17 protein-coding genes are annotated in these 19,126 nt (G+C 70.9%); 9 read left to right on the forward strand and 8 right to left on the reverse strand.

Going from position 1 to position 19,126, the window contains the following annotated elements:
• The first annotated feature begins 80 nt into the window (after positions 1-80).
• The 3 genes from WME97_RS00930 to WME97_RS00940 all read left to right on the forward strand — a co-directional run bounded on the left by WME97_RS00930 (position 81) and on the right by WME97_RS00940 (position 3,516).
• Positions 81-1,403 (forward strand): S41 family peptidase, encoded by a 1,323-nt coding sequence (locus WME97_RS00930; protein WP_437548703.1) that lies wholly within the window; start codon positions 81-83, stop codon positions 1,401-1,403.
• A gap of 155 nt (positions 1,404-1,558) precedes the next feature.
• Positions 1,559-2,197: a peroxiredoxin gene (locus WME97_RS00935; protein ID WP_437548705.1), complete on the forward strand. Its 639-nt coding sequence runs from the start codon at positions 1,559-1,561 to the stop codon at positions 2,195-2,197.
• Positions 2,197-3,516, forward strand: coding sequence for a hypothetical protein (locus WME97_RS00940; RefSeq protein WP_437548707.1), 1,320 nt, complete (start codon positions 2,197-2,199; stop codon positions 3,514-3,516). Before WME97_RS00935 ends, WME97_RS00940 begins: the two co-directional genes overlap by 1 nt.
• Positions 3,517-3,609: 93 nt before the next feature.
• Here the strand turns inward: WME97_RS00940 and WME97_RS00945 are convergent, their stop codons facing one another.
• The 3 genes from WME97_RS00945 to WME97_RS00955 all read right to left on the reverse strand — a co-directional run bounded on the left by WME97_RS00945 (position 3,610) and on the right by WME97_RS00955 (position 5,627).
• Complete coding sequence (locus WME97_RS00945; protein ID WP_437548708.1) at positions 3,610-4,158, reverse strand: hypothetical protein; 549 nt, start codon at positions 4,156-4,158, stop codon at positions 3,610-3,612.
• A 177-nt stretch (positions 4,159-4,335) separates the two neighbouring features.
• The gene (locus WME97_RS00950; protein WP_437548710.1) at positions 4,336-4,743 is read right to left on the reverse strand and encodes a dimethylsulfonioproprionate lyase family protein; all 408 of its coding nucleotides are present in this window, start codon (positions 4,741-4,743) and stop codon (positions 4,336-4,338) included.
• Positions 4,744-4,934: 191 nt separating this feature from the next.
• Positions 4,935-5,627: an alpha/beta fold hydrolase gene (locus tag WME97_RS00955; RefSeq protein ID WP_437548712.1), complete on the reverse strand. Its 693-nt coding sequence runs from the start codon at positions 5,625-5,627 to the stop codon at positions 4,935-4,937.
• Positions 5,628-5,869: 242 nt separating this feature from the next.
• Here WME97_RS00955 and WME97_RS00960 point away from each other — a divergent pair, with 242 nt between their 5' ends.
• Both WME97_RS00960 and ilvE read left to right on the forward strand, forming a co-directional pair.
• Positions 5,870-6,583, forward strand: a complete 714-nt coding sequence (locus tag WME97_RS00960) for an IclR family transcriptional regulator (protein ID WP_437548713.1) — start codon at positions 5,870-5,872, stop codon at positions 6,581-6,583.
• Positions 6,584-6,588: 5 nt separating this feature from the next.
• Positions 6,589-7,479: a branched-chain-amino-acid transaminase gene (gene ilvE / locus WME97_RS00965; protein WP_437548714.1), complete on the forward strand. Its 891-nt coding sequence runs from the start codon at positions 6,589-6,591 to the stop codon at positions 7,477-7,479.
• 95 nt (positions 7,480-7,574) lie between these two features.
• On the opposite strand, the gene WME97_RS00970 is transcribed toward ilvE, so the two are convergent.
• Positions 7,575-8,486 carry a LysR family transcriptional regulator gene (locus tag WME97_RS00970; protein ID WP_437548716.1) on the reverse strand — a complete coding sequence of 304 codons (912 nt, stop codon included), beginning with the start codon at positions 8,484-8,486 and terminating at the stop codon, positions 7,575-7,577.
• 671 nt (positions 8,487-9,157) lie between these two features.
• Between WME97_RS00970 and WME97_RS00975 the strand changes: the two genes are divergently transcribed.
• From WME97_RS00975 to WME97_RS00985, 3 genes are all read left to right on the forward strand, one after another.
• Positions 9,158-10,720 (forward strand): hypothetical protein, encoded by a 1,563-nt coding sequence (locus WME97_RS00975; protein WP_437548718.1) that lies wholly within the window; start codon positions 9,158-9,160, stop codon positions 10,718-10,720.
• A 154-nt stretch (positions 10,721-10,874) separates the two neighbouring features.
• Positions 10,875-12,809 carry an ABC transporter ATP-binding protein gene (locus WME97_RS00980; RefSeq protein WP_437548719.1) on the forward strand — a complete coding sequence of 645 codons (1,935 nt, stop codon included), beginning with the start codon at positions 10,875-10,877 and terminating at the stop codon, positions 12,807-12,809.
• Positions 12,806-14,728 (forward strand): ABC transporter ATP-binding protein, encoded by a 1,923-nt coding sequence (locus WME97_RS00985; protein ID WP_437548721.1) that lies wholly within the window; start codon positions 12,806-12,808, stop codon positions 14,726-14,728. The genes WME97_RS00980 and WME97_RS00985 overlap by 4 nt, the downstream gene beginning before the upstream one ends.
• Here WME97_RS00985 and WME97_RS00990 read toward each other — a convergent pair.
• The gene (locus WME97_RS00990) at positions 14,714-15,139 is read right to left on the reverse strand and encodes an organic hydroperoxide resistance protein (protein WP_437548723.1); all 426 of its coding nucleotides are present in this window, start codon (positions 15,137-15,139) and stop codon (positions 14,714-14,716) included. The genes WME97_RS00985 and WME97_RS00990 overlap by 15 nt on opposite strands.
• A gap of 231 nt (positions 15,140-15,370) precedes the next feature.
• Positions 15,371-15,979, reverse strand: coding sequence for a VOC family protein (locus WME97_RS00995; protein ID WP_437548725.1), 609 nt, complete (start codon positions 15,977-15,979; stop codon positions 15,371-15,373).
• Between the two features lie 127 nt (positions 15,980-16,106).
• Between WME97_RS00995 and WME97_RS01000 the strand changes: the two genes are divergently transcribed.
• Positions 16,107-16,769 carry a TetR/AcrR family transcriptional regulator gene (locus WME97_RS01000; protein WP_437548727.1) on the forward strand — a complete coding sequence of 221 codons (663 nt, stop codon included), beginning with the start codon at positions 16,107-16,109 and terminating at the stop codon, positions 16,767-16,769.
• An 88-nt stretch (positions 16,770-16,857) separates the two neighbouring features.
• On the opposite strand, the gene WME97_RS01005 is transcribed toward WME97_RS01000, so the two are convergent.
• Positions 16,858-18,117: a PAS domain S-box protein gene (locus tag WME97_RS01005; protein WP_437548729.1), complete on the reverse strand. Its 1,260-nt coding sequence runs from the start codon at positions 18,115-18,117 to the stop codon at positions 16,858-16,860.
• A 229-nt stretch (positions 18,118-18,346) separates the two neighbouring features.
• On the reverse strand, positions 18,347-19,102 hold the full coding sequence (locus WME97_RS01010) for a glutathione S-transferase (protein WP_437548731.1): 756 nt from the start codon (positions 19,100-19,102) through the stop codon (positions 18,347-18,349).
• Between the last annotated feature and the right edge of the window lie 24 nt (positions 19,103-19,126).

Genomic DNA, 19,126 nt, shown 5'->3' on the forward strand with positions numbered 1-19,126 from the left:
GCAAACCCAACCCCGGTCGGGGCGAACCGCCAACCCAACCCCGTTGCTCGCCCTTTCCCTTTCGTGGTGTGCTGAGGCGCATGCTCGCCTCGAAGCTCGTCGCGGTCCTCTCCGCATGCACCCTCGCGCTGGCCGCCGCCGCGACGGGAGGCTGCACCGCCTCGGACGGTGACGCAGAGCCAAAGGCAGACTGCTCGCTGCAGGGACAGAACCAGTTCCTGTTCGAGCTGATGAAGGACGCCTATCTCTGGTACGACGGCGTACCCGACCTGGACTACCGGGCGTATCCCTCGCCCGAGGCGCTGCTCGTGGATCTCGTCACCGAGCCGCGAGACCGCTGGAGCTACATCTCGACCAAGAGCGTCGACGACGCCTTCTTCCGGGAAGGGCAGACCCTCGGGTTCGGCATGCGGTGGAGCTTCGACGAGGAGGACAGCCTCCGGCTCGCGCTGATCCAGCCGGGCTCGCCTGCCGGAGAGGCCGGCCTCCGGCGGGGCGACGCGGTGGTGGCGATCAACGGGATCGACGTCGAGCAGGTCGTGAGCGACGACCTCTGGGAGGAGCTCGCGGGCCCCGACGAGGAAGGGTACGAGATGTCGCTGACGATCGAACGCGCGGACGCCGAGGCCTTCACGGTCGCGCTCCGGAAGGCGTGGTATGGCATCACCACGGTCGTGAGCCCGCGTGTCCTGCAAACAGGGTCCGCGACCGTCGGATATCTCATGCTCACCACCTTCATCGAGCCTTCGGTGAGCGAGCTCGACAGCGCCTTCGCGCTGTTCAGGGAGAGCCAGGTCGACGAGCTGGTGCTCGACCTGCGCTACAACGGCGGTGGGCGCCTCTCCGTCGAGAGGCACCTCGCGAGCCTGATCCACCGTCCGGCGGAGGCCGGCGCGCTGCTCGACATCACCGCGCACAACGACAGGCACCTCGACTGGGACAAGCGGGAGACGTTCGACGACCTCGACCAGCCGCCGCTCCCCCTGTCCCGGCTGGTCGTCATCACGTCCGGCGGGACGGCCTCCGCGAGCGAGTCGCTGATCAACAGCCTGCGCGCCTACATGGACGTGAAGATCGTCGGCTCGACCACGCATGGCAAGCCCGTCGGCATGTACGGATGGGACAACTGCGACATGGTCGTGCACCCGATCGCGTTCCGGGTGCTCAACGCGAAGGAAGAGGGCGATTTCTACGATGGCCTCCCCCCCGACTGCGCCGCCGACGACACGCTCGGCGCAGAGCTCGGCGACGCGGGCGAGACGTGCCTCGCCGAGGCCCTGCACCTGCTGGAGCACGGCGCGTGCTCGACCGCGGCGCAGCCGGACGGGGCGGGCGAGCGCCGCGCCTCGCCGCCGCGGGAGATCCCGTGGCGCGGCCTCCACCGCGAGGTCGGCGCGCTCTGAGGCGCGGCCGCGCCTCAGAGCGCGGCGCGGTGCGGTCGAGCGCGCCGGCCGCGTCCCGGCGCGAAACACCGCCGCTCCCGGCTTGACACCCTGAGCGGCTTGACGGAGATTCCTCCGCCATAGCGGAGACTGGGCCGCGGCCAGGAGGGAATGTCATGAGCCTGCAACTCGGAAGCATCGCGCCTGATTTCGAGCAAGAGTCCACGCACGGGACCATCCGATTCCACGAGTGGGCCGGGAGCTCGTGGGTGATCCTGTTCTCCCACCCGAAGGATTTCACCCCGGTTTGCACGACCGAGCTCGGCGCGGTCGCCAATCTCAAGGCGGAGTTCGACAAGCGCGGCGTGAAGCCCATCGCGCTCAGCGTCGACGACGTCGACTCGCACAGGCGCTGGTCGGTGGATATCGAGGAGACGCAGCGAACGAAGCTGAACTACCCGATCCTCGCCGACGTGGACCGGAAGGTGTCGGGCCTTTACGGGATGATCCACCCGCAGGCGAGCGACACGCTCACGGTGCGCTCGGTGTTCGTCATCGATCCGAACAAGAAGATCCGCGCGACGTTCACGTACCCGGCGAGCACGGGGCGCAACTTCGACGAGATCCTGCGCCTCATCGACTCGCTCCAGCTCACGGACAGCCACTCCGTGGCGACGCCCGCGAACTGGAAGGACGGCGATGAGGTGGTGATCGTCCCCTCGCTCCAGGACCCCGCCGTCCTCGCGCAGAAGTTCCCCAAGGGGTACAACGCCGTCCGCCCGTACCTGCGCCTCACCCCGCAGCCCAACCGCTGATGCGGCGTGGCGCCGCCCGCGCGCGGCGAGGCGTCGACGCGTCGACGCGACGCCTCGCCGCGCTCGCGCTCGTGTTGCCGGCGGCGTGCTCGGGCGCGCCCGCGCCCGAGGCGCTCGGGGCGAGCGGCGGCGGGCCGAAGCCGGCGGCGCGGGCCGCCGGCGCCGGCTGGAAGCTCGTCCACCACGAGACCTTCGATGCGCCGTTCCAGGAGCCCGCGGCGTGGACCGAGGATCGGTATGGCGACGAGAGCCCCTATCACGTCGATGTCTTCGACGAAGATGGTGAGTTCTTCTCCGCGCGGGGCGGCGAGGTGTTCCGGGAAGGCCTGCGGAGGTTCCGATCGTTCCGGAAGTCCTTCACCTATGGCGAGGGCGGCTGGCTCACGGTCGAGCTGTATGGCCGCGACAGCGACCGCGACGGCGTCCCCGAGACAGGCGGCCGCTTCGAGGCGGCGGGCGGCAAGGCGAGGCTCGTCTCCACCCGCCATTACGACGGCGCGATCCTCCGCTCGACCGCGCCGCTGCCCGCGCGGTACCGCGTGGAGGTGACGGTCTCGAACATCGACTTCGGCGGCCTGCGCGAGGGCAGCTGGACGCACGGGGGCAAGACCAACGGCTACGACGGGGACGAGCTGGCCGACCCGTGGCGGTTCAGCGATCGCAGCACCGCGCCGCGGTCGGCGACATTCGATAACGGTGTTTACTTTCTCTGCATCACCGATTACCCGCGGCCGGCCCCTCACAACAACGTCTTCATCCATCACCACCGGAAGGTCGTGATGGACACGGACAGCAACTTCGGCGAGGACGGCCCCTGGTCGCAGGTCTGGAACCCCTCGACCGGCCGGGCCGAGCAGGACGGATCACGTTATGTGAGCATGATCTGGCTCCGCGGCGACGCGTTCGGGAGCCCGTGGACCGGAAATGGGTTCACGTCGTACACCGCGGGCGGGTGGAAGGACGGCCCCATCTTCGTGGACAAGTACCTCGACAGGGAGGCTTACGTGGTCACCGTCGAGCGCGACGGCCGGGGTTATGCGATGTCCGCGGCGGGCAGGTTCCACCACGGCGGCAGCACGACGTACGCCGCGCGGAGGGAGTTCCGCGAGCCGCCGGTGACGTGGCACTACAACCAGCGCCCCGACGAGATCGAGGCGGAACACCCCAACGAGACCGTCGATTTCGGCAAGACCTTCGAGACCTGGCCGGCGGGGTCGGCCTACCCGGATCACTTCTTCTTCGGTGATCCGCACATCAACTATTACGAGGGCACCGCCGAGTTCGACGACGTGAAGCTCTACCTGCCGGATGACGGGTAGCGCCCGCTCCGGCGGGCGGCGCTGGCCGGGCGCGGCTCCAGCAGCGGCGGTCTCCCCCAGACGAGCCGACCCGGAGCCTCCGGTCGAGCGCGTTCACTTGGGCGTGCACCCCGGCGAGAGCTTCAGGAGCGGTCCCGATGTGCAGGAGTCCAGGCCGAGCCGGAGGTCGGCCACCAGGTGATCGAGCGCCGACAGCGGTGCAGGCGCTCCAGCGTACTCGTAGAGGTGCGACGTCTCGAGACCACCGCGGCGCAGGCGCACCGATGTTGCGCCGCCGTCGGCGCAGTCAGGGCAGCCGTAGCGGCCGTCGAGGGCGACGCCCGAGAGCGCGTCCTCGATCTCGTCGAGCTTTCGCGCGCCTTCGTCCGTCAGCGTCGCCAGGTTCGAGCGGGGACAGCCCTGGTTGCGCGTGCAGGCCGTGAGCGAGAGCTCGACGCCGTCGCGGGACACCGTCGTGACGCACTCGCCGGCGCAGAGACCGAAGGAGTATTTCGTGGAGAGCCAGATCCCCTCGGCCTCGGACGAAGCGCCGAGCGACTGTTGCTCAGGCGCTGCCTCCTCCTCGGAGCCGAGAGCGCAGCCGGCGGCGAACGGAAAGCTAGCGACCAGCGCAAGGACCTTGAAGAGCGTGTTCGGTTTCATGCCGGCGCCAGACGGCAACCGCTGTGCCACGAGCCAGGACGCCGCGTGTGGCTCCGGTGCGGGCAGCGTCCTGCGGCCGGGCAGAACAAGACTGCACGCCCGCCCGGTTGCCCGAGGCAGGCGAGCTCGCCGGAACGCGGCGTGCGGCCTGACTCAGCCTGCGCAGCGACATGAACGTCAGACCTCGCACTTCTCGCGAGCGAAGCGGTGCTGATCCCACGGCAGCTCGATGCGCTCGCCGGCAGGCGTCTCCACGGTGACCGGCGCTGCGCCGAGCGCGGCGACGACGTGCATCTCTTCCTCACCCGTGTTCGCGATCTGGTGCGGGACGCCCGCCGGCACGATGAGCGTCGAGCCCGGGCCGAACGTGAGGGCCGCTCCATCGATCTCGCATGTCCCGGAACCGCGGAGGACGACGATCACCTCCTCACATGCGTGCCGGTGACGCGGCGTTTGCGCGCCCGGCGCAACGGTCTGCATCCACACCTCGAGCGTCCGGAGGCCGTCGCGAGGGCCGGCGAGGGTCTGGTGGGCGAGCCCGGGCAGGCTGAGCTTCTCGATCGAGGCGATGTTCAGGACAGTCATGGCTTGATCCTCCACGGCAGCGTCGGGCGCGGGTCTGCCCAGCGCGACAGGCCGTCGCGACAGGCCGCCCTGCTCGCTGGATACGGCAGCCCTCCGCCTCCGTTTCGCTGGCCGAGCCGAAATGTCGATGCGGCTCCGGGGGCCGGGCGCGGGCGATGGCCGCCCCGACGTCGCCGCGCGCCGGCGTCGGCTCAGCCGGCCGCGGCCGCGACGATGTCGCGCACGAGCGCGGCCACCTCGTCCGGCTGCGACAGGAACGGAGAGTGGCCCGCGTCGAGTCGCCGCACGTCCCTCGCGCGCCGCGACATCGCCTCCTGCGCGAACACCGGGATGGCGTTGTCGCGCTCGCAGATCACGTAGGTGGAGGGCAGCTCCTGCCAGGCCGCGGCCCCCAGCGGCTCCGCGAAGGACGCCCTGGACTGGGGCCGCAGCGCCGCTGCCGCGGCGGCCGCGACCTCGTCGCTGCAGTCGTTGTAGAAGATGTCGCGCGCGCGGTCGGGCATCATCGTCCGGCCATCCGCGGAGGTGATCCACCATGGCGGCTCCTGGCCTCCGATCGCCGAGAGCAGGGATTCCCCCGGGCCGAGCATGAACGCGCACACGTAAACGAGGTGGGCGACGTTGCCCGCGCGGGCCGCCACCTCCGTGACCGGCAATCCCCCGTAGGAGTGCGCGACCACGACGGTCTCGCCGGGCGCCTCGGCCAGCGCCGCCCGCACCGCCTCCGCGTCCCCCGCGAGGCCGCCCGCGGCGGGCCCGACGCTCTGCAGCTCTGGCACCCGGACGTCGAGCCCGCTGGCGAGCAGCCGACACGCGACCTGGGACCAGCAGGACGGGCTGTGCCAGGCGCCGTGGACGAGTACGACCGATGAGATCTTGCGCATGTGCTCCTCTCCTCCGCAGCTCACGGCGGGACCGAAGACGCTATCCGACCCCCTCGAGCGACACCAGCGCGCGTCGCCCGCAGCGCTGAGCCCGCTCCCCCCGCGTCTCCGCCTGCCCCCGCGCGCCGACGTCCGCCACGCCGCGGGGATCCCGCGGCGCCGCGCCGCGCCGCGCCCTCGACCGAGGCACGGGATGGAGCTATACCAATAATCGGAACGTCATTCCGAATAGTGGAACGAGCATGGAGCGATCCGGGACGGTCGACAAGGCGGTGCGCGCCCTCGAGGCGCTGGGCGAGGGCGGCGGGAGCGCTTCGCTCTCGGAGCTCGCGGGGCGGCTCCGCATGCCGAAGGCGACGCTGCACCGGCTGCTCGCGTCGCTCGCCGCGCACGCGCTGGTGGAGCAGGACGGGGAGGGGCGCTACCGGCTCGGCGTCGGCCTGATCCGGCTCGGGCTCGGGGCGCAGGGGCTCGACGCGGTCGCGCGCGTCGCGAGGCCCGAGCTGGAGCGGGCGGCGCGCGCCTTCGGCGAGACGTTCTTCCTCGTCGCCGCGCGCGCCGGCAGGCTCGTCGTGCTCGACAAGGCGGAGGGCACGGGGCTCCTGCGCGCGGCGCCCACCGTCGGGGCCGAGGTGCCGGTCGACGTCACCGCGAGCGGCCGGCTCTACCTCGCGCACGCGCCGGAGCTCGTGGGCGCCGCGGGCGCGGACCCGGCCATGCTCCGCGCCGCGCGGCGCGCCGCGAAGCGCGGCTACGACGTCAACGAGGGCGCGTGGATCGACGGGCTCACCGTCATCGCGGCCCCGGTGCTCGCGCGCGGCGGCCTGCACGGCTGCGTCGCCTGCGCCGCGGCCGCCCAGAGCCTGCGCGGCGATCGTCGTGACGCCGCGGTGAATCACACGCGCGACGCCGCCGAGCGGGTCGCGCGCGCCCTCCAGGGCGAGGGCAGGAGGTGAACGGCATGAAGACATGGATCGATGGGCGGATCGTCGACGCTGCGGACGCGACCGTGAACGTGACCGATCACGGGTTGCTCTACGGCGACGGCGTGTTCGAGGGCATGCGCGTCGCGGCGGGGCGCGTCTTCCGGATCGAGCGCCACCTCGCGCGGCTCGAGATCGGCGCGAGGGCGCTCGGCATCGCGCTCCCGCGCTCGCTCGACGGGCTCCGCGCCATCGTCGAGGAGACGGCGCGCGCGCACGGCCAGCCCGAGGCCTACGTGCGCCTCGTGGTGACGCGCGGCGTGGGCCCGCTCGGCGTCGACCCGACGACCTGCGAGCGGCCGGGGCTGTTCTGCATCGTGGGGGCCATCCGCCTCTTCGACGACGAGCAGCGGCGGCGCGGCCTCGAGCTCATCACGTCGAGCCACAGGAGGCCCAACGCGGACGCGCTCGACATGCGGATCAAGAGCCTGAACTACCTCGGCTCCGCGCTCGCGAAGCTCGAGGCGAGGCAGCGCGGCGCCGACGACGCGCTGCTCCTGAACGCGCGGGGCCACGTGGCCGAGGCCTCCGTGGCCAACGTGTTCGCGCTCCGCGGCGACGTGCTCGCGACGCCGCCGGCGACCGACGGGTGCCTCGAGGGCATCAACCGCGCGGCCGTCATGGAGCTCGCGCGCGGCATCGGGCTCACGGTCGTGGAGCGCTCGATCGGGCGGCTCGACCTCTTCGCCGCCGACGAGGCGTTCCTGACCGGCACCGGCGCCGGGGTGATCGCCGTCCGGAGCCTCGACGGGCGCACCATCGGCCGCGGCGAGCGCGGCCCCGTCACGGCCCGCCTGACCTCGCTCCACCGGCAGCTCGCCGAGACCGAGGGCACCCCGTTCATCGCCGCGCCCGGCGACCCCGGTTGAACGAAGGCGCCGGTTAACCGGTTCATTTTTGCATTAATCGGCATGCCGGCTCGCCCCTGATCCTGCGAGCCCTGGCCGCCGCGCGGGAGAGCGCGTCAGCTGTCGCGGGCGATCTCCGCGAAGACGCCGCGCAGCCAGGTGTGCGCCGGGTCCTTCGCGTGCCGCTCGTGCCACACCTGATCCACCGAGAACCCGCCGAGCTCCACGGGCGGCTTCATGACGTGCAGCTCCTCCATCTCCGCGAACACGCGCGCGATGCGCTCCGGCACGGTCAGCACGAGATCGGTCTGGGCCACGATGTGGGCCGCCACGAGAAAATGCGGGATCTGCAGCGCCACGCGGCGCGAGAGCCCTCGTTCGGCGAGGACCTCGTCCACCCGGCCTCCGCCCTCGCCGCGCGGGCTGATGAGCGCGTGCGGCAAGCTCGTGTACGTCTTGAGCGTGAGCTTGCCCCGGACCGCGGGGTGGCTCCTCCGCACGACGCACATGTAGCGCTCCTCGATGAGCCTTTGCCGGTAAAACCCCGCGGGCAAGGCGGGGAGCAGGCCGATCGCGAGATCGACCTTGCCTGTCTCCATGGAGCTCCACATCTCGCTGTCGTAGGGGCGCGCGACGAGGTCGATGAAGGGCGCCTCGGAGACGAGCTTCTGCACGAGCCGCGGCAGCAGGATGAGCTCCACGTAATCGACGGTGGCGACGGTGAACGAGCGGCGCGCCGTCGCGGGCTCGAAGCGCGGGCTGCGCGCGACCGTCGCCTCGATCTTGGCGAGCGCCTCGCGGATGGGGCCGATGAGCTCCTGCGCGCGCGGCGTCGGGATCATCCCCCGCGGCGTGCGCACGAGGACGGGATCGTCGATCAACACGCGGAGGCGCCCGAGGGCGTGGCTCATCGCCGACTGGCTCAGCCCGACGCGCGCCGCCGCGCGCGTGACGCTCCCCTCCGCCAGCAGGGCGTCGAGGACGACGAGCAGGTTCAGGTCGATGGAAGCGAGATGCACGGGATGCATGGGGCCCATGCTACTAATGAGTTGGAAGGGCGCCATCGGCTGACCTAAAGGTTGGCCATTGAGCCGGCACGGTCACTGACCTCACCGAGAGCGGTGGGGGGATGCCGCCGGCCTCCGCGCCCATGTCCCGCTTCGATCTCCCGAGCACGCCCGCGGAGCCGGGCTCACGGCTCCTCCTCGCGCCCGCTCCGCCCGCCGTCATGGCGATACCCGGCGATGCCGCAGGCCGATCCGCCGGGGGATGTCGTCTCGTGGTCCTGTTTGTAAAGGTTCGTTAAGAAGTCAGATTTGTGCTGCGAACGTTTGTGAACGTTGCCATGTCTGGTCCGGTCCGCTAAGTAGTCGCCGCCTGAGATCGCCTGTGGCGCGATCCCCGTAAGGGGTCGTATCGAGGCGGAGCGGCCCGAGCGCGCTTGTCGCATGGAGCGCGCGAGGACCGGGCCTCGAGCACTCCGGAGTGCCTCCAAAGCCGCGCGGATGGCCTGGATCGGCCATCTCGCCCGCAGCGCCGGCTGCCGGCCATCGGCGTGGCGTCAGGTCGGTTTCATCTGTGTTTCCGCGGCGCTGCCGCCGAACGGCGCGCCGCATCCATGAACGCCGTGGTTCGAGATCGGTGTCGAACAACCGTAACAGGAAGAGAGAGCGTCATGCCAAGTCCGAGATTGAGTTCCTTGATCCTCGCTCCCATCGTCTCTGTTTCTCTCCTCGCCTCGTGCGCGCCGTCCGCGCCGGAGTCCGCGCCGGAGGGCGAGGGCGAGGTAGAAACCCTCGGCGCGGCGTCGAGCGCGCTCACGGCTCAGCAGCGGCTCGCGGCGTGCGACCAGGATCCTCGCGTGATCGCCGGGCTCGTCACGAGGGAGATCTGCGCGGGCGCCGACATCTTCTTTCGCGAGACCTTCGAGGGCAACGGCCGCTCCTGCGGGACGTGCCATCCTGTCGGAAACAACTTCACGATTGACATCCCCTTCATCGACGCTCTGCTCGTCGATAACCCGCTCGACCCGCTGTTCGTCTTCGAGCAGGACCCGGGGCTGACCGATCTCGAGACGCCCGAGCTGAAGACGCTCGGCCTGATCCGCGAGAACATCGACGGCTTCGACGATCTCGACAACAAGTTCTCGATGCGCGCGGTCCCCCACACGCTCTCGCTGGCGACGAGCATCACGCCGGACCCGGTGGACGGGATAACGAGCCCGCCGGTCCATCGCACGGGCTGGTCGGGCGACGGCGCCCCGGGCACCGGCTCGATGCGCGAGTTCCTCACCGGGGCGGTCACGCAGCACTACCCGACGGATCTCGGCCGCGAGCCGGGGGTGGCCTTCCGGCTCCCGACGGAGCAGGAGCTCGATCTGACGCTCGCCTACCAGATGAGCCTCGGCCGGACCAACGAGCTCAACCTCACGCAGGTGAACCTCGCCGATCCCGAGGCGAACGAGGGGCGGCAGGCGTTCCTCGACCCGGCGCGGGGCCGCTGCAACGTGTGCCACTCCAACGCGGGCGCGAACCACCTGGACACGGGGCGCAACCGCAACCTGGACACCGGCACCCGGAAGGCCCCCGCGACCGGCACCATCGGCGCGTTCGACGGCGGCTTCGGCGGCTCCGGGCTGGCCTCGCCCAACATCGATGTGCTGGACATCGGCTTTCTCAACGGGTTCGGCGACGGCACGTTCAGCACCCCGCCCCTCATCGAGGCCGTGGACACGCCGCCGTTCTTCCATACCAACGCCTTCGGGAACCAGATCGAGGGCGCGGTGGCGTTCTACCTGTCGAACTTCTTCAGGGATTCGCCGGCCGGTCTGGAGCTCGAGGCGCGGTTCGGCAGCCCCGTCCAGTTCCCCAATACCGACATCAACAAGATCGGGCGGTTCCTTCGCGTGCTGAACGCGGCGTTCAACCTCGACATCGCAAGGCAGCGCCTGAACGCCGCCCAGGTGCTCGTCCAGCAGTTCCACGACACGCGCGCCGACGTCCAGAAGCGCCTGATGGAGCTGGCCGAGGCCGAGATCGACGACGCGCTGGAGGTCCTCGACGCCGGCGGCACGCCGCTGCACCCCGTCTCCACCGATCGCCTCCAGCTGGCGAAGACCGAGATCGCGGCGGGCCTCTCGGCGGCGACCTGGTCGCAGCGCCAGGGCCGGATCTCGAACGCGATCTCGCGCGTCCAGAACGCGCGCGATCAGTTCGGATCGAACATCAACTTCCAGCTCGGCACGGGCAACCTGATGTACTAGCGGAGCGCCAGGAGCCCTGTCAGGGCGCTGGCCCGGCGGTCCAGGCGACACGCGGGCCGCGCCCCGGGGTTCGTGTCCCCGCGGCTGGCGAACGCCGCACAAATCGGTAGCTTACGGGCCCCGGCATGGCCGGAATGCCAGGTGCCCTGCGCTGATGTTGTCCGGTTCACGTCCTGATGTCGTTTCCCTCGCTTCTCCTGAAACAGGGCGCTCCCGCGAGGGCGGCTCGCTCCTGCTGCGGCTCCTCGGGCTGAGCTGGGCCTACCGGGGGCGCGTCCTCCGTGTCCTCGGCTACCAGATCATCCTGCTCTCGCTGGGGCTCGCCGGGCTCGGCCTGACCGGGCTCGCCATCGACATCCTCCGCCACCGGCTCGATCCGTCGATCCACCTCCCCGAGCTGCCGGCCGGCCTCGGCACGCTGGTCGACGCCGAGCGTGAGCCCATGCGCGCGGTCCTCTCGATCGGCGCCGCCATCCTCGCGATGGCGGCCGCGCGCGCGGTGATCAACTACGGTTACGCGCTCTCGGTGGGCTACCTCGTCCACATGGAGATCGTCCCGGATCTCCGGGCGCGGGTGTACGACAAGCTCCAGCGGCTGAGCTTCCGGTTCTTCGACGCCAACAAGAGCGGCTCGCTCATCAACCGCGTCACCGGCGATGTGCAGCTCGTGCGCTCCTTCGTGGACGGGGTGCTGCTCCCGAGCGTCATCATGGTCCTGTCGCTCGGCGTGTACGTCGCGTACATGCTCCGCGCGCACGTCCTGCTGACGCTCGCGTGCCTCGCCCCGACGCCGCTCCTCTGGATCGCGAGCACGCTCTTCGCCCGGTGGGCGCAGCCCGCCTACCTGCGCAACCGGGAGCTCGTGGACCGCATGGTCCTGAGCTTCACGGAGGGGCTGCAGGGCATCCAGGTCATCAAGGGGCTCGGGCGAGAGCGCGAGGCCCATCGCCGCTTCGACGAGCGCAGCCGCGAGGTGCGCGAGCAGCAGCAGGAGACGTTCCGGACCGTCAGCGTGCTCAGCCCGACCATCGATCTGCTCGGGCAGATCAACATCGTGATCCTGCTCGGCATGGGCGGGCTGCTCGTCACGCGCGACCGGCTGACGCTCGGGCAGCTCGTCGTGTTCGCCGGCATCCTGCAGCAATTCTCGGGGCAGATCGCGAGCATGGCGACGATCGTCAACACCGCGCAGCAGAGCTTCATCGGGGCGAAGCGCGTCTTCGAGGTGCTCGACACCCCCGTCGAGATCACGAGCCCCGAGGCGCCGGCGCGCCCCGCGCGGGTGGAGGGGCGCCTCGTGTTCGAGCGCGTCACGTTCGGGTACGATCCGGAGAGGCCCGTCCTCCACGACGTCCACCTCGACGTCGCGCCCGGGCAGTTCGTCGCGGTGATCGGCCCGACCGGCGCGGGCAAGAGCACGCTGCTCAGCCTGATCCCGCGCTTCTACGATCCGACGTCGGGGCGCGTCCTCCTCGACGGCATCGACCTCCGGCGCCACGACCTGGACCAGATCCGGCGGCGCATGGGGGTCGTCTTCCAGGATAACTTCCTCTTCAGCAACACGGTGGCGGCGAACATCGCGTTCGGCGCCCCGCACGCGACGCGCGAGCAGATCGAGCGCGCCGCGGTCATCGCCTGCGCCCACGAGTTCATCCGGGAGCTGCCCGAGGGCTACGACACCGAGCTCGGCGAGGCGGCGGCCAACCTCTCGGGCGGCCAGCGGCAGCGGCTCGCCATCGCGCGCGCGGTGCTGCTCGATCCGCCGCTGCTCCTGCTCGACGACCCGACAGCGGCGGTGGACGCGAGCACCGAGCGCGAGATCCTCGACGCGATCCTCAGCGCGACGCGGGGGCGGACGACGATCATGGCGACGCACAGGGCGCACCTGCTCCGCCGCGCGCACCAGGTGATCGTGCTCGACCGGGGCCGCATCGCCGAGCGGGGGACCCACGAGGAGCTGCTCCGGCGGCGCGGCCACTACGCGAGCGCCCTCGCGCTGCACGACGCCCACGCCTCCGGGGCGCGGGCGGACGACACCCCCTCGCGCCGCGCCGCCGCGGCTGCGCGCCCCGCCGAGGACCCGGCGTGAGCCGCGGGGTCGACGCGCCGAGCCGCCCCGCGACGGCGTCGAGGACGGCCCGCTCCGCGGCCGAGGCGGCGCCGATCGACGCGCGCCTCGGCCTCGCGCGCGTGGCGCTCGAGGACGAGGCGGACCAGCACCACCGCACGCTCGATCTCGGGCTCGCGCGGCGGGTGTTCGCCTTCACCCGCCCGTACGCGCGCAAGCGGAACGCGCTCTTCGCCCTCGTGGTGGTCCGGTCGATCCAGCTCCCGATCCTGACCTGGGCGGTCGGCGCCATCATCAGCGGCCCGGTGGCCCGGCGCGACGAGCGCGCCACGCTGCTCGCCGTCCTCGGCTTCGCGGCGCTCGTGCTCTTCACCGAGATCGTCTTCCACTACCGCGCGCGGCTCGCGCTCGAGCTCGGCGAGGCGGTGGTGTTCGACATGCGCGATCGGCTGGAGAGCCACCTCCTGCGCATGCCGATGCGCTTCTTCGTGAAGACGAAGGTGGGGCGCCTCATCGGCCGCATGACGTCCGACATCGACGCGCTCCGGGTGGCCGTGCAGGACGTCGTGTTCGTGAGCACGGTGAACCTCGGCACCATGGCGGTCGCGATGGCGCTGATGGCCCACGCGCACTGGCAGCTCTTCCTCGTGGTGGTCGCGATGGTCCCCGTCTTCTGGGGGCTGATCGTCTATTTCCACAAGCGCCTCGGGGCCGCCCACCAGCGCGCGCAGGAGAGCTTCACCCGCGTGACCGCGACGCTCGCCGAGTCGGTCACGGGGGTGCGCGTGACGCAGGGCTTCGTGCGGCAGGACATCAACGGCGGGCTGTTCCGCGCGCTGATCTTGGACCACTCCCGCTACAACATGGATGCGGCGCGCCACTCGGCGACGTTCCTCCCGCTCCTCGAGTTCAACGGGCAGCTGTTCCTGGCCGTCCTCGTGGTCGTCGGCGGCTATCAGGCCCTTCACGGCGCGATCGAGCTGCACGTGCTCGTGGAGTTCTTCTTCCTCGCGAACCTCCTGTTCAACCCGATCCCCGTCCTGGGCAACCAGTACAACCAGGCCCTCACGGCGATGGCGGGCGCCGAACGGCTCTTCCGCGTGCTCGACACGGCGCCCGACTGGCCCGACGAGCGCGGCCTCCCGGCGCTGCCCCCCGTGCGCGGCCGGGTCGCGTTCGAGGGGGTCCACTTCGCCTACGATCCGGGCAAGCCGGTGCTCCACGGCGTCGATCTCGTCGCCGAGCCGGGGCAGATGATCGCGCTGGTCGGGCACACGGGCAGCGGCAAGACGTCGATCCTGAACCTGCTCGCGAAGCTCTACCTGCCGACGGCGGGGTCGATCACCGTCGACGGGCACGATCTTGCGGCGACCTCGTCCGCCTCGCTGCGCGCGCAGCTCGGGCTGGTGCTGCAGAGCAACTTCCTCTTCAGCGGGACGGTGCTCGACAACGTGCGCCTGGGCAACCCCGCCGCGACCGACGTGGAGATCCGCGACGCGGCGCGGGGCCTCGACGTGCTCGACATGCTCGACGCGCTGCCGGACGGCCTGGGCACCGAGGTCGGCGAGCGCGGGACGGCGCTGTCGCTCGGGCAGCGGCAGATCGTGTGCTTCCTGCGCGCCATGGTCGCCAATCCGCGCATCGTGCTGCTCGACGAGGCGACGAGCGCCGTGGACGCGCTCACCGAGGCCCGGCTGCAGGCGGCGCTCGGGAGGCTCTTGCGAGGGCGGACGAGCTTCGTTGTGGCCCACCGGCTGAGCACGATCCGGCACGCCGATCGCGTCGTCGTGCTCGACCACGGTCGGGTCGTCGAGCAGGGGACCCACGCGGAGCTGCTCGCGCGCGGGGGAGCGTTCGCGGCGCTCCACCGGGAGCTCGTGAATGAGGGGCCGGCCCCCGTGGAGGGGGCGCGCGGCGTCAGAAGGTCAGGCGACCTCTAGACGGACGGGGACGTTGTTGCGGGTGGCGTTCGAGTAGGGGCAAACCTGGTGCGCCTTCTCGACAAGCTGCTCGGCTTGCGACCGCTCCAGGCCCGGCAGCGCGATCCGAAGGCCGATGTCGAGGCCAAACCCGCCCTCGGAGCGCGGGCCGATGCCGACGGTCGCCGTCACGGTGGCCTCGGCCGGAATGCGGGCCTTCTCCTGCGCGGCCACGAACTTGAGAGCGCCCAGGAAGCAGGCCGCGTAACCCGCCGCGAACAGCTGCTCCGGGTTGTTCCCCTCGCCGCCAGCGCCGCCGAGCTCCTTCGGAGTCGAGAGCTTGACCTTGAGAGCACCGTCGGCAGTGGCAGCGTGGCCATCGCGGCCGCCATTGGCCGTGGCTTGTGTCGTGTACTTCACGTCAACAGGCATTGGAGCGTTCCTTTCGTGGCGATGAGCCCGGTCACGGGCAGCGCGTCCCCGCCGGGCACGGCCCGACCGGGCAGCGCCGTTCGGGTACGCTCCCATAGTGCCCACGCTCCTCCCGGGCAACCGCGGGAGGAGACGCCACCCGGAAATCACGTCCGGCATCGACCGCGCGGCGTCATCCGCCTGTCATCCGCTTGCAGTCAGCTGGCAGTCCGCTGACTGCAAGCTTGCAGCTCACCGGCCAGCCCAGGTGTAGCTCAGCGCGGAGACGTCGGGCGCCCCGACCGGTATCTCCCCTGTGAAGCCGAGCGTGACGAGCTCGAGGCGGTTGCCGAATGGATCGTTGAAATAGAGCGACGCCTGGCCCGGTGGACCGAGCCGCGTCGGGCCGTACGTCGGCACCGAAGCGGCATTCAAGCGCTCCTTCCACGCGAGCAGCTTCCCAGGCGCGACCCAGAGCGCGCAGTGCGGATGATCCGCCTCGCGGGGCGGCTGCCCGATCGGCGACTCGAAGAGGTCGAACCGCGGGCCCCCGGCGAACACGACCGAGAGGTGGACCCCCCGCGCGATCTCGTCTGCAGGACGCCCCATCCGCTCGAGGAACGGGACGTCGACCCGCATCACCACGCGCGCGCCGAGCAGCCCGACATAGAACCGCTCGGCCACCTCGAGATCGGCGCACGGCAGCGTGAGATGATCGACCGCGCGCAGCTTGCCGCCCCACGGCGGAAGCAGGCGATACGCAAGGTGCGACCAGGCGAAGAAGAGACGCATCCCCACGCCTATCGCCTTTCGCTGGACCCGGGCGGCGAGCGGCGCGGTGGTGAGCTCGAAGGACATCATGCATTTCCTCCATGCGATGGAAGTCAATCAATCAGTTGATTGACAATACGGGACGGCGGCCGGACGGTCAAGGCGCGCGCCGCGGGCGCTTGCTGGGACCGGAGAAAACCTGTAGCTTTGCGCGGGCTTGGCGAAGACGAGACACGCCGCCTCGGCCAGCAAGACCTCGGCCACGGAGCTCGGTGCAGCGCGGCGGCGCGACCTGCTCGACGCGGCGTATACGCTCATCGCCGAGAAGGGCCTCGAGGGGCTGCGGACGCGCGACATCGCGGCGCGCGCAGGGGTCAACATCTCGACGCTGCACTACTATTTCGGGACGAAGGACGAGCTCCTCGCGGCCATCGTCACGCACGTGACGGACAAATTCGTGGAGGCGCAGCGCCGCCCGGCAGGCCAGGGCGCCGCAGGGCCGGCGGACGCGCGCGCGATCCTGAGAGCGCACCTCGAGAGCGCATGGCGCACCTTCCAGGACACTCCGCACCTCACGGCCGTGCTGCAAGAGCTCTCCGTGCGCGCGCAGCGCGACCCGGCGGCGCGGACCGCGCTGAGCGCCGTCCACCAGGAGTGGAACCTCGCTGTCGAGCACCTCGTGCGGCAAGGCGTGCGCGGCGGACAGCTGCGCTCCGATCTGGATCCTCGCGCCGCGGCCCGCGTGGTCACGTCCTTCATCATCGGCGCCATGACCCAGCTCGGGATCAACGCCGAAGCGTTCGACTTTCACCTCGTCTCGGGCGAGCTCGAGCGATGGCTCGCACCCGCAGAGGGCAAGCGGGCGCGCAGCCGCGGGTGAGCGGCTCGACAGCCGTCGAGCGACGCAGAGGCGCTCCCCGCCTCCTCACGTCAGCTCGAGCGCGCGTCGATGCGCGCGTCCGCGCGGCTCACCGCGCGCCCTCGGCGCCGCAGCGCGAGAGCGCGTAGCGCAAGGCGCTCTGGAGCACGCCGAAGGTCTTGAACCCTCCATCCGCCGCGCCGAGCTCCGTCATCGTCCGCGCGATCTCGGGCGAGATCCCGGAGACGAGGCAGCTGCTGCCGAGGAGGTTCGCCGCGCGCACCACGGCGAGGAGGTGCGCCACGGTCGCGGCGTCCACGGCATTCACGCCGGTCAGGTCGAGGATGGCGAAGCGCGCGCTCGTCCGCACGATCTCGGTGAGGAGCCGCTCCATGATGTCATTCGCCCGCCCGGTCTCCACGGTCCCGATGATCGGCAGCACGAGGACCCCCTCCCACGCCTGGATGATGGGCGTGGACATGGCGCGCATCGTCTCCTGCTGCCGCCGCATCAGCGCCTCGGCGCGCTCGCGCTCGGTGTTCTCCGCCGCGAGCAGGCGGTTCTTCTCCTCGAGCTCCTCCGCGTGGATCGCCCGGCGCTGGAGCGCCTCCCTGAGCTCGGCCTCCAGCTGCTTGAAGGGCGTGATGTCCCTGATCGTGATCGCGACACCGTCGCTCAGCGGGATGACCTGATGCTGGAACCACCGATCCTTGTGCGCTGGACTCTCGCTCTGCTCCTCCTCGAGGAGCCGCTCGCCGGTCCGAACGACGCGCGCGTACTTGTCCAGCTGCTGGCGCGCGGCGGGCGAGAGCTCGCTGAGCCGCTTGCCGACGATCTCCTCGCGGAGCATCGACATCCCCGCGAGGGCCCTCTGGTTGGCGTCGGTGATCACGAAATCAACGAGTGTCCCGGCCTCGTCGAACACGCTCCGGAGCACGAAGAAGGCGTCCAGGCTCCCTTCGACCGCCGCCCGGAACCGGGACTCGGCCTCGAGCAGCGACTCCTCCGCGCGCTTGCGATCCGTGATATCGCGAGCGACGAAATAGACGAGCTCCTCCTCCGGGTGAACCGACGAGTTCCACTCGATCCACCGGTAAGAGCCGTCGCGACACCGGTAGCGGTTCGTGAACGTCACGCTGCCGCTGCCGCCGAACACCTGCGCCGACTCGGCCAGCGTGCGCTCTCGATCGTCGGGGTGCACGAAGTCGATGAACGGCGTCGACAGGAGCTCTTCGCGCGAGAACCCGAGCGTGCGCTCCCACGCCTGGCCAACCCGCTTGAAATGCCCGTCAAAACCGGCGGTGCCGATCAGATCCACGGACATCTCGAAGAAGCGGCCCAGCTCGTCCGTTTGCCACGCTTGATTCATGGTAAATTCCACCGCTACCAGATCCGGGGGCCATGATCGAGCCTCTGGCGCGACGCGAGGCCCAGCGCTGCGGACGAGCCTGCCAACGGTCGGGGGGCGCCTTGGATGACCGCTCCTGGTCAGTCGCCCTCAACGCCTGAAGGAGAGAGCCCCCGATGAAGCACAGTGCCATGCTGGTTTACCCGGGCTTCACGGCGCTTGAGATATCGCGCTAGCCCGACCGGGCAGGTCAGCTCGTCCGGTAGGCGCGGTAGAGCTCGTCGCGCCACGCGACAAGGTCGTCGTAGCGATCGCGCAGTTCGGGGTCGGAGAAGCACCGGCGGCTGGCGGCGCCGAGCTTCAGCTGGGCGGGCGGCGCGACGTTCACGAGGACCTGGCTCATCGCGATATCCGCGAACGTGAAGCGGCCGAGGAGCGTCCGCGGCGCGTCTCCGGACGGCGCCGCCCGCGCGAGGGTCTCGCGGATCTCCTCCAGCACGGCGACCTGCGTCTGCCGGTGCGCCTCGCCGTCGGTCTTGTCGCCTTCGTACTTGCGGAGGGTGCGGGCGACCCCCAGCGCTCCCAGCCGTGAGGCGAGGGGGCGGAGCGCGCGGCGGATCGGCCTCGGCGCCATCTCGGCGAGCGCCTCGTCGTCGGCCAGCATGCGCGTCAGCGCGCGGGCGCGCCCGGCGGAGAGGCCGCGCTCCGATAGGTCGATGAGCCGCGCGATGTCGGCCTCGTGCTCGACAGGGAACAGGGTCGGTCCCGCGCCGCGCCCGTCTGCCCAGCGCGCGATGTCGGCCGAGTCCCCGAACACGCGCCCGTCGTCGGTGGTGAGCACCGGCACCGAGACACGGCCCGTGAGCCGGCGGAGCTTCACCCGGAGCGCCGGCTCACCGACGAGCGGCTGGTAGTGCCGGAAGGTGTAGGGGACGCGCCGGACGTCGAGCGCCCAGCGGGCCTTCTCCGTCCACGGCGAGAAAACGAGGCCAAGTAGCTCGGTCATGGCGCCGGCAGGCTACCACACACG

Source organism: Sorangium sp. So ce367 (genome assembly GCF_051520455.1).
In the GTDB taxonomy this organism is placed as follows: domain Bacteria; phylum Myxococcota_A; class Polyangia; order Polyangiales; family Polyangiaceae; genus Sorangium; species Sorangium cellulosum_B.

Excerpts from the sequence above, each read along its gene's own strand:
- WME97_RS01005 (WP_437548729.1), bottom strand. The coding sequence starts at position 18,117 with ATGAATCAAGCGTGGCAAACGGACGAGCTGGGCCGCTTCTTCGAGATG.
- WME97_RS00955 (WP_437548712.1), bottom strand. The coding sequence starts at position 5,627 with ATGCGCAAGATCTCATCGGTCGTACTCGTCCACGGCGCCTGGCACAGC.
- WME97_RS00945 (WP_437548708.1), bottom strand. The coding sequence starts at position 4,158 with ATGAAACCGAACACGCTCTTCAAGGTCCTTGCGCTGGTCGCTAGCTTT.
- WME97_RS00960 (WP_437548713.1), top strand. The coding sequence starts at position 5,870 with ATGGAGCGATCCGGGACGGTCGACAAGGCGGTGCGCGCCCTCGAGGCG.
- WME97_RS00990 (WP_437548723.1), bottom strand. The coding sequence starts at position 15,139 with ATGCCTGTTGACGTGAAGTACACGACACAAGCCACGGCCAATGGCGGC.
- WME97_RS00935 (WP_437548705.1), top strand. The coding sequence starts at position 1,559 with ATGAGCCTGCAACTCGGAAGCATCGCGCCTGATTTCGAGCAAGAGTCC.
- WME97_RS00980 (WP_437548719.1), top strand. The coding sequence starts at position 10,875 with ATGTTGTCCGGTTCACGTCCTGATGTCGTTTCCCTCGCTTCTCCTGAA.
- WME97_RS00940 (WP_437548707.1), top strand. The coding sequence starts at position 2,197 with ATGCGGCGTGGCGCCGCCCGCGCGCGGCGAGGCGTCGACGCGTCGACG.
- WME97_RS00950 (WP_437548710.1), bottom strand. The coding sequence starts at position 4,743 with ATGACTGTCCTGAACATCGCCTCGATCGAGAAGCTCAGCCTGCCCGGG.
- WME97_RS01010 (WP_437548731.1), bottom strand. The coding sequence starts at position 19,102 with ATGACCGAGCTACTTGGCCTCGTTTTCTCGCCGTGGACGGAGAAGGCC.
- WME97_RS00970 (WP_437548716.1), bottom strand. The coding sequence starts at position 8,486 with ATGCATCCCGTGCATCTCGCTTCCATCGACCTGAACCTGCTCGTCGTC.
- WME97_RS00930 (WP_437548703.1), top strand. The coding sequence starts at position 81 with ATGCTCGCCTCGAAGCTCGTCGCGGTCCTCTCCGCATGCACCCTCGCG.
- ilvE (WP_437548714.1), top strand. The coding sequence starts at position 6,589 with ATGAAGACATGGATCGATGGGCGGATCGTCGACGCTGCGGACGCGACC.
- WME97_RS00995 (WP_437548725.1), bottom strand. The coding sequence starts at position 15,979 with ATGATGTCCTTCGAGCTCACCACCGCGCCGCTCGCCGCCCGGGTCCAG.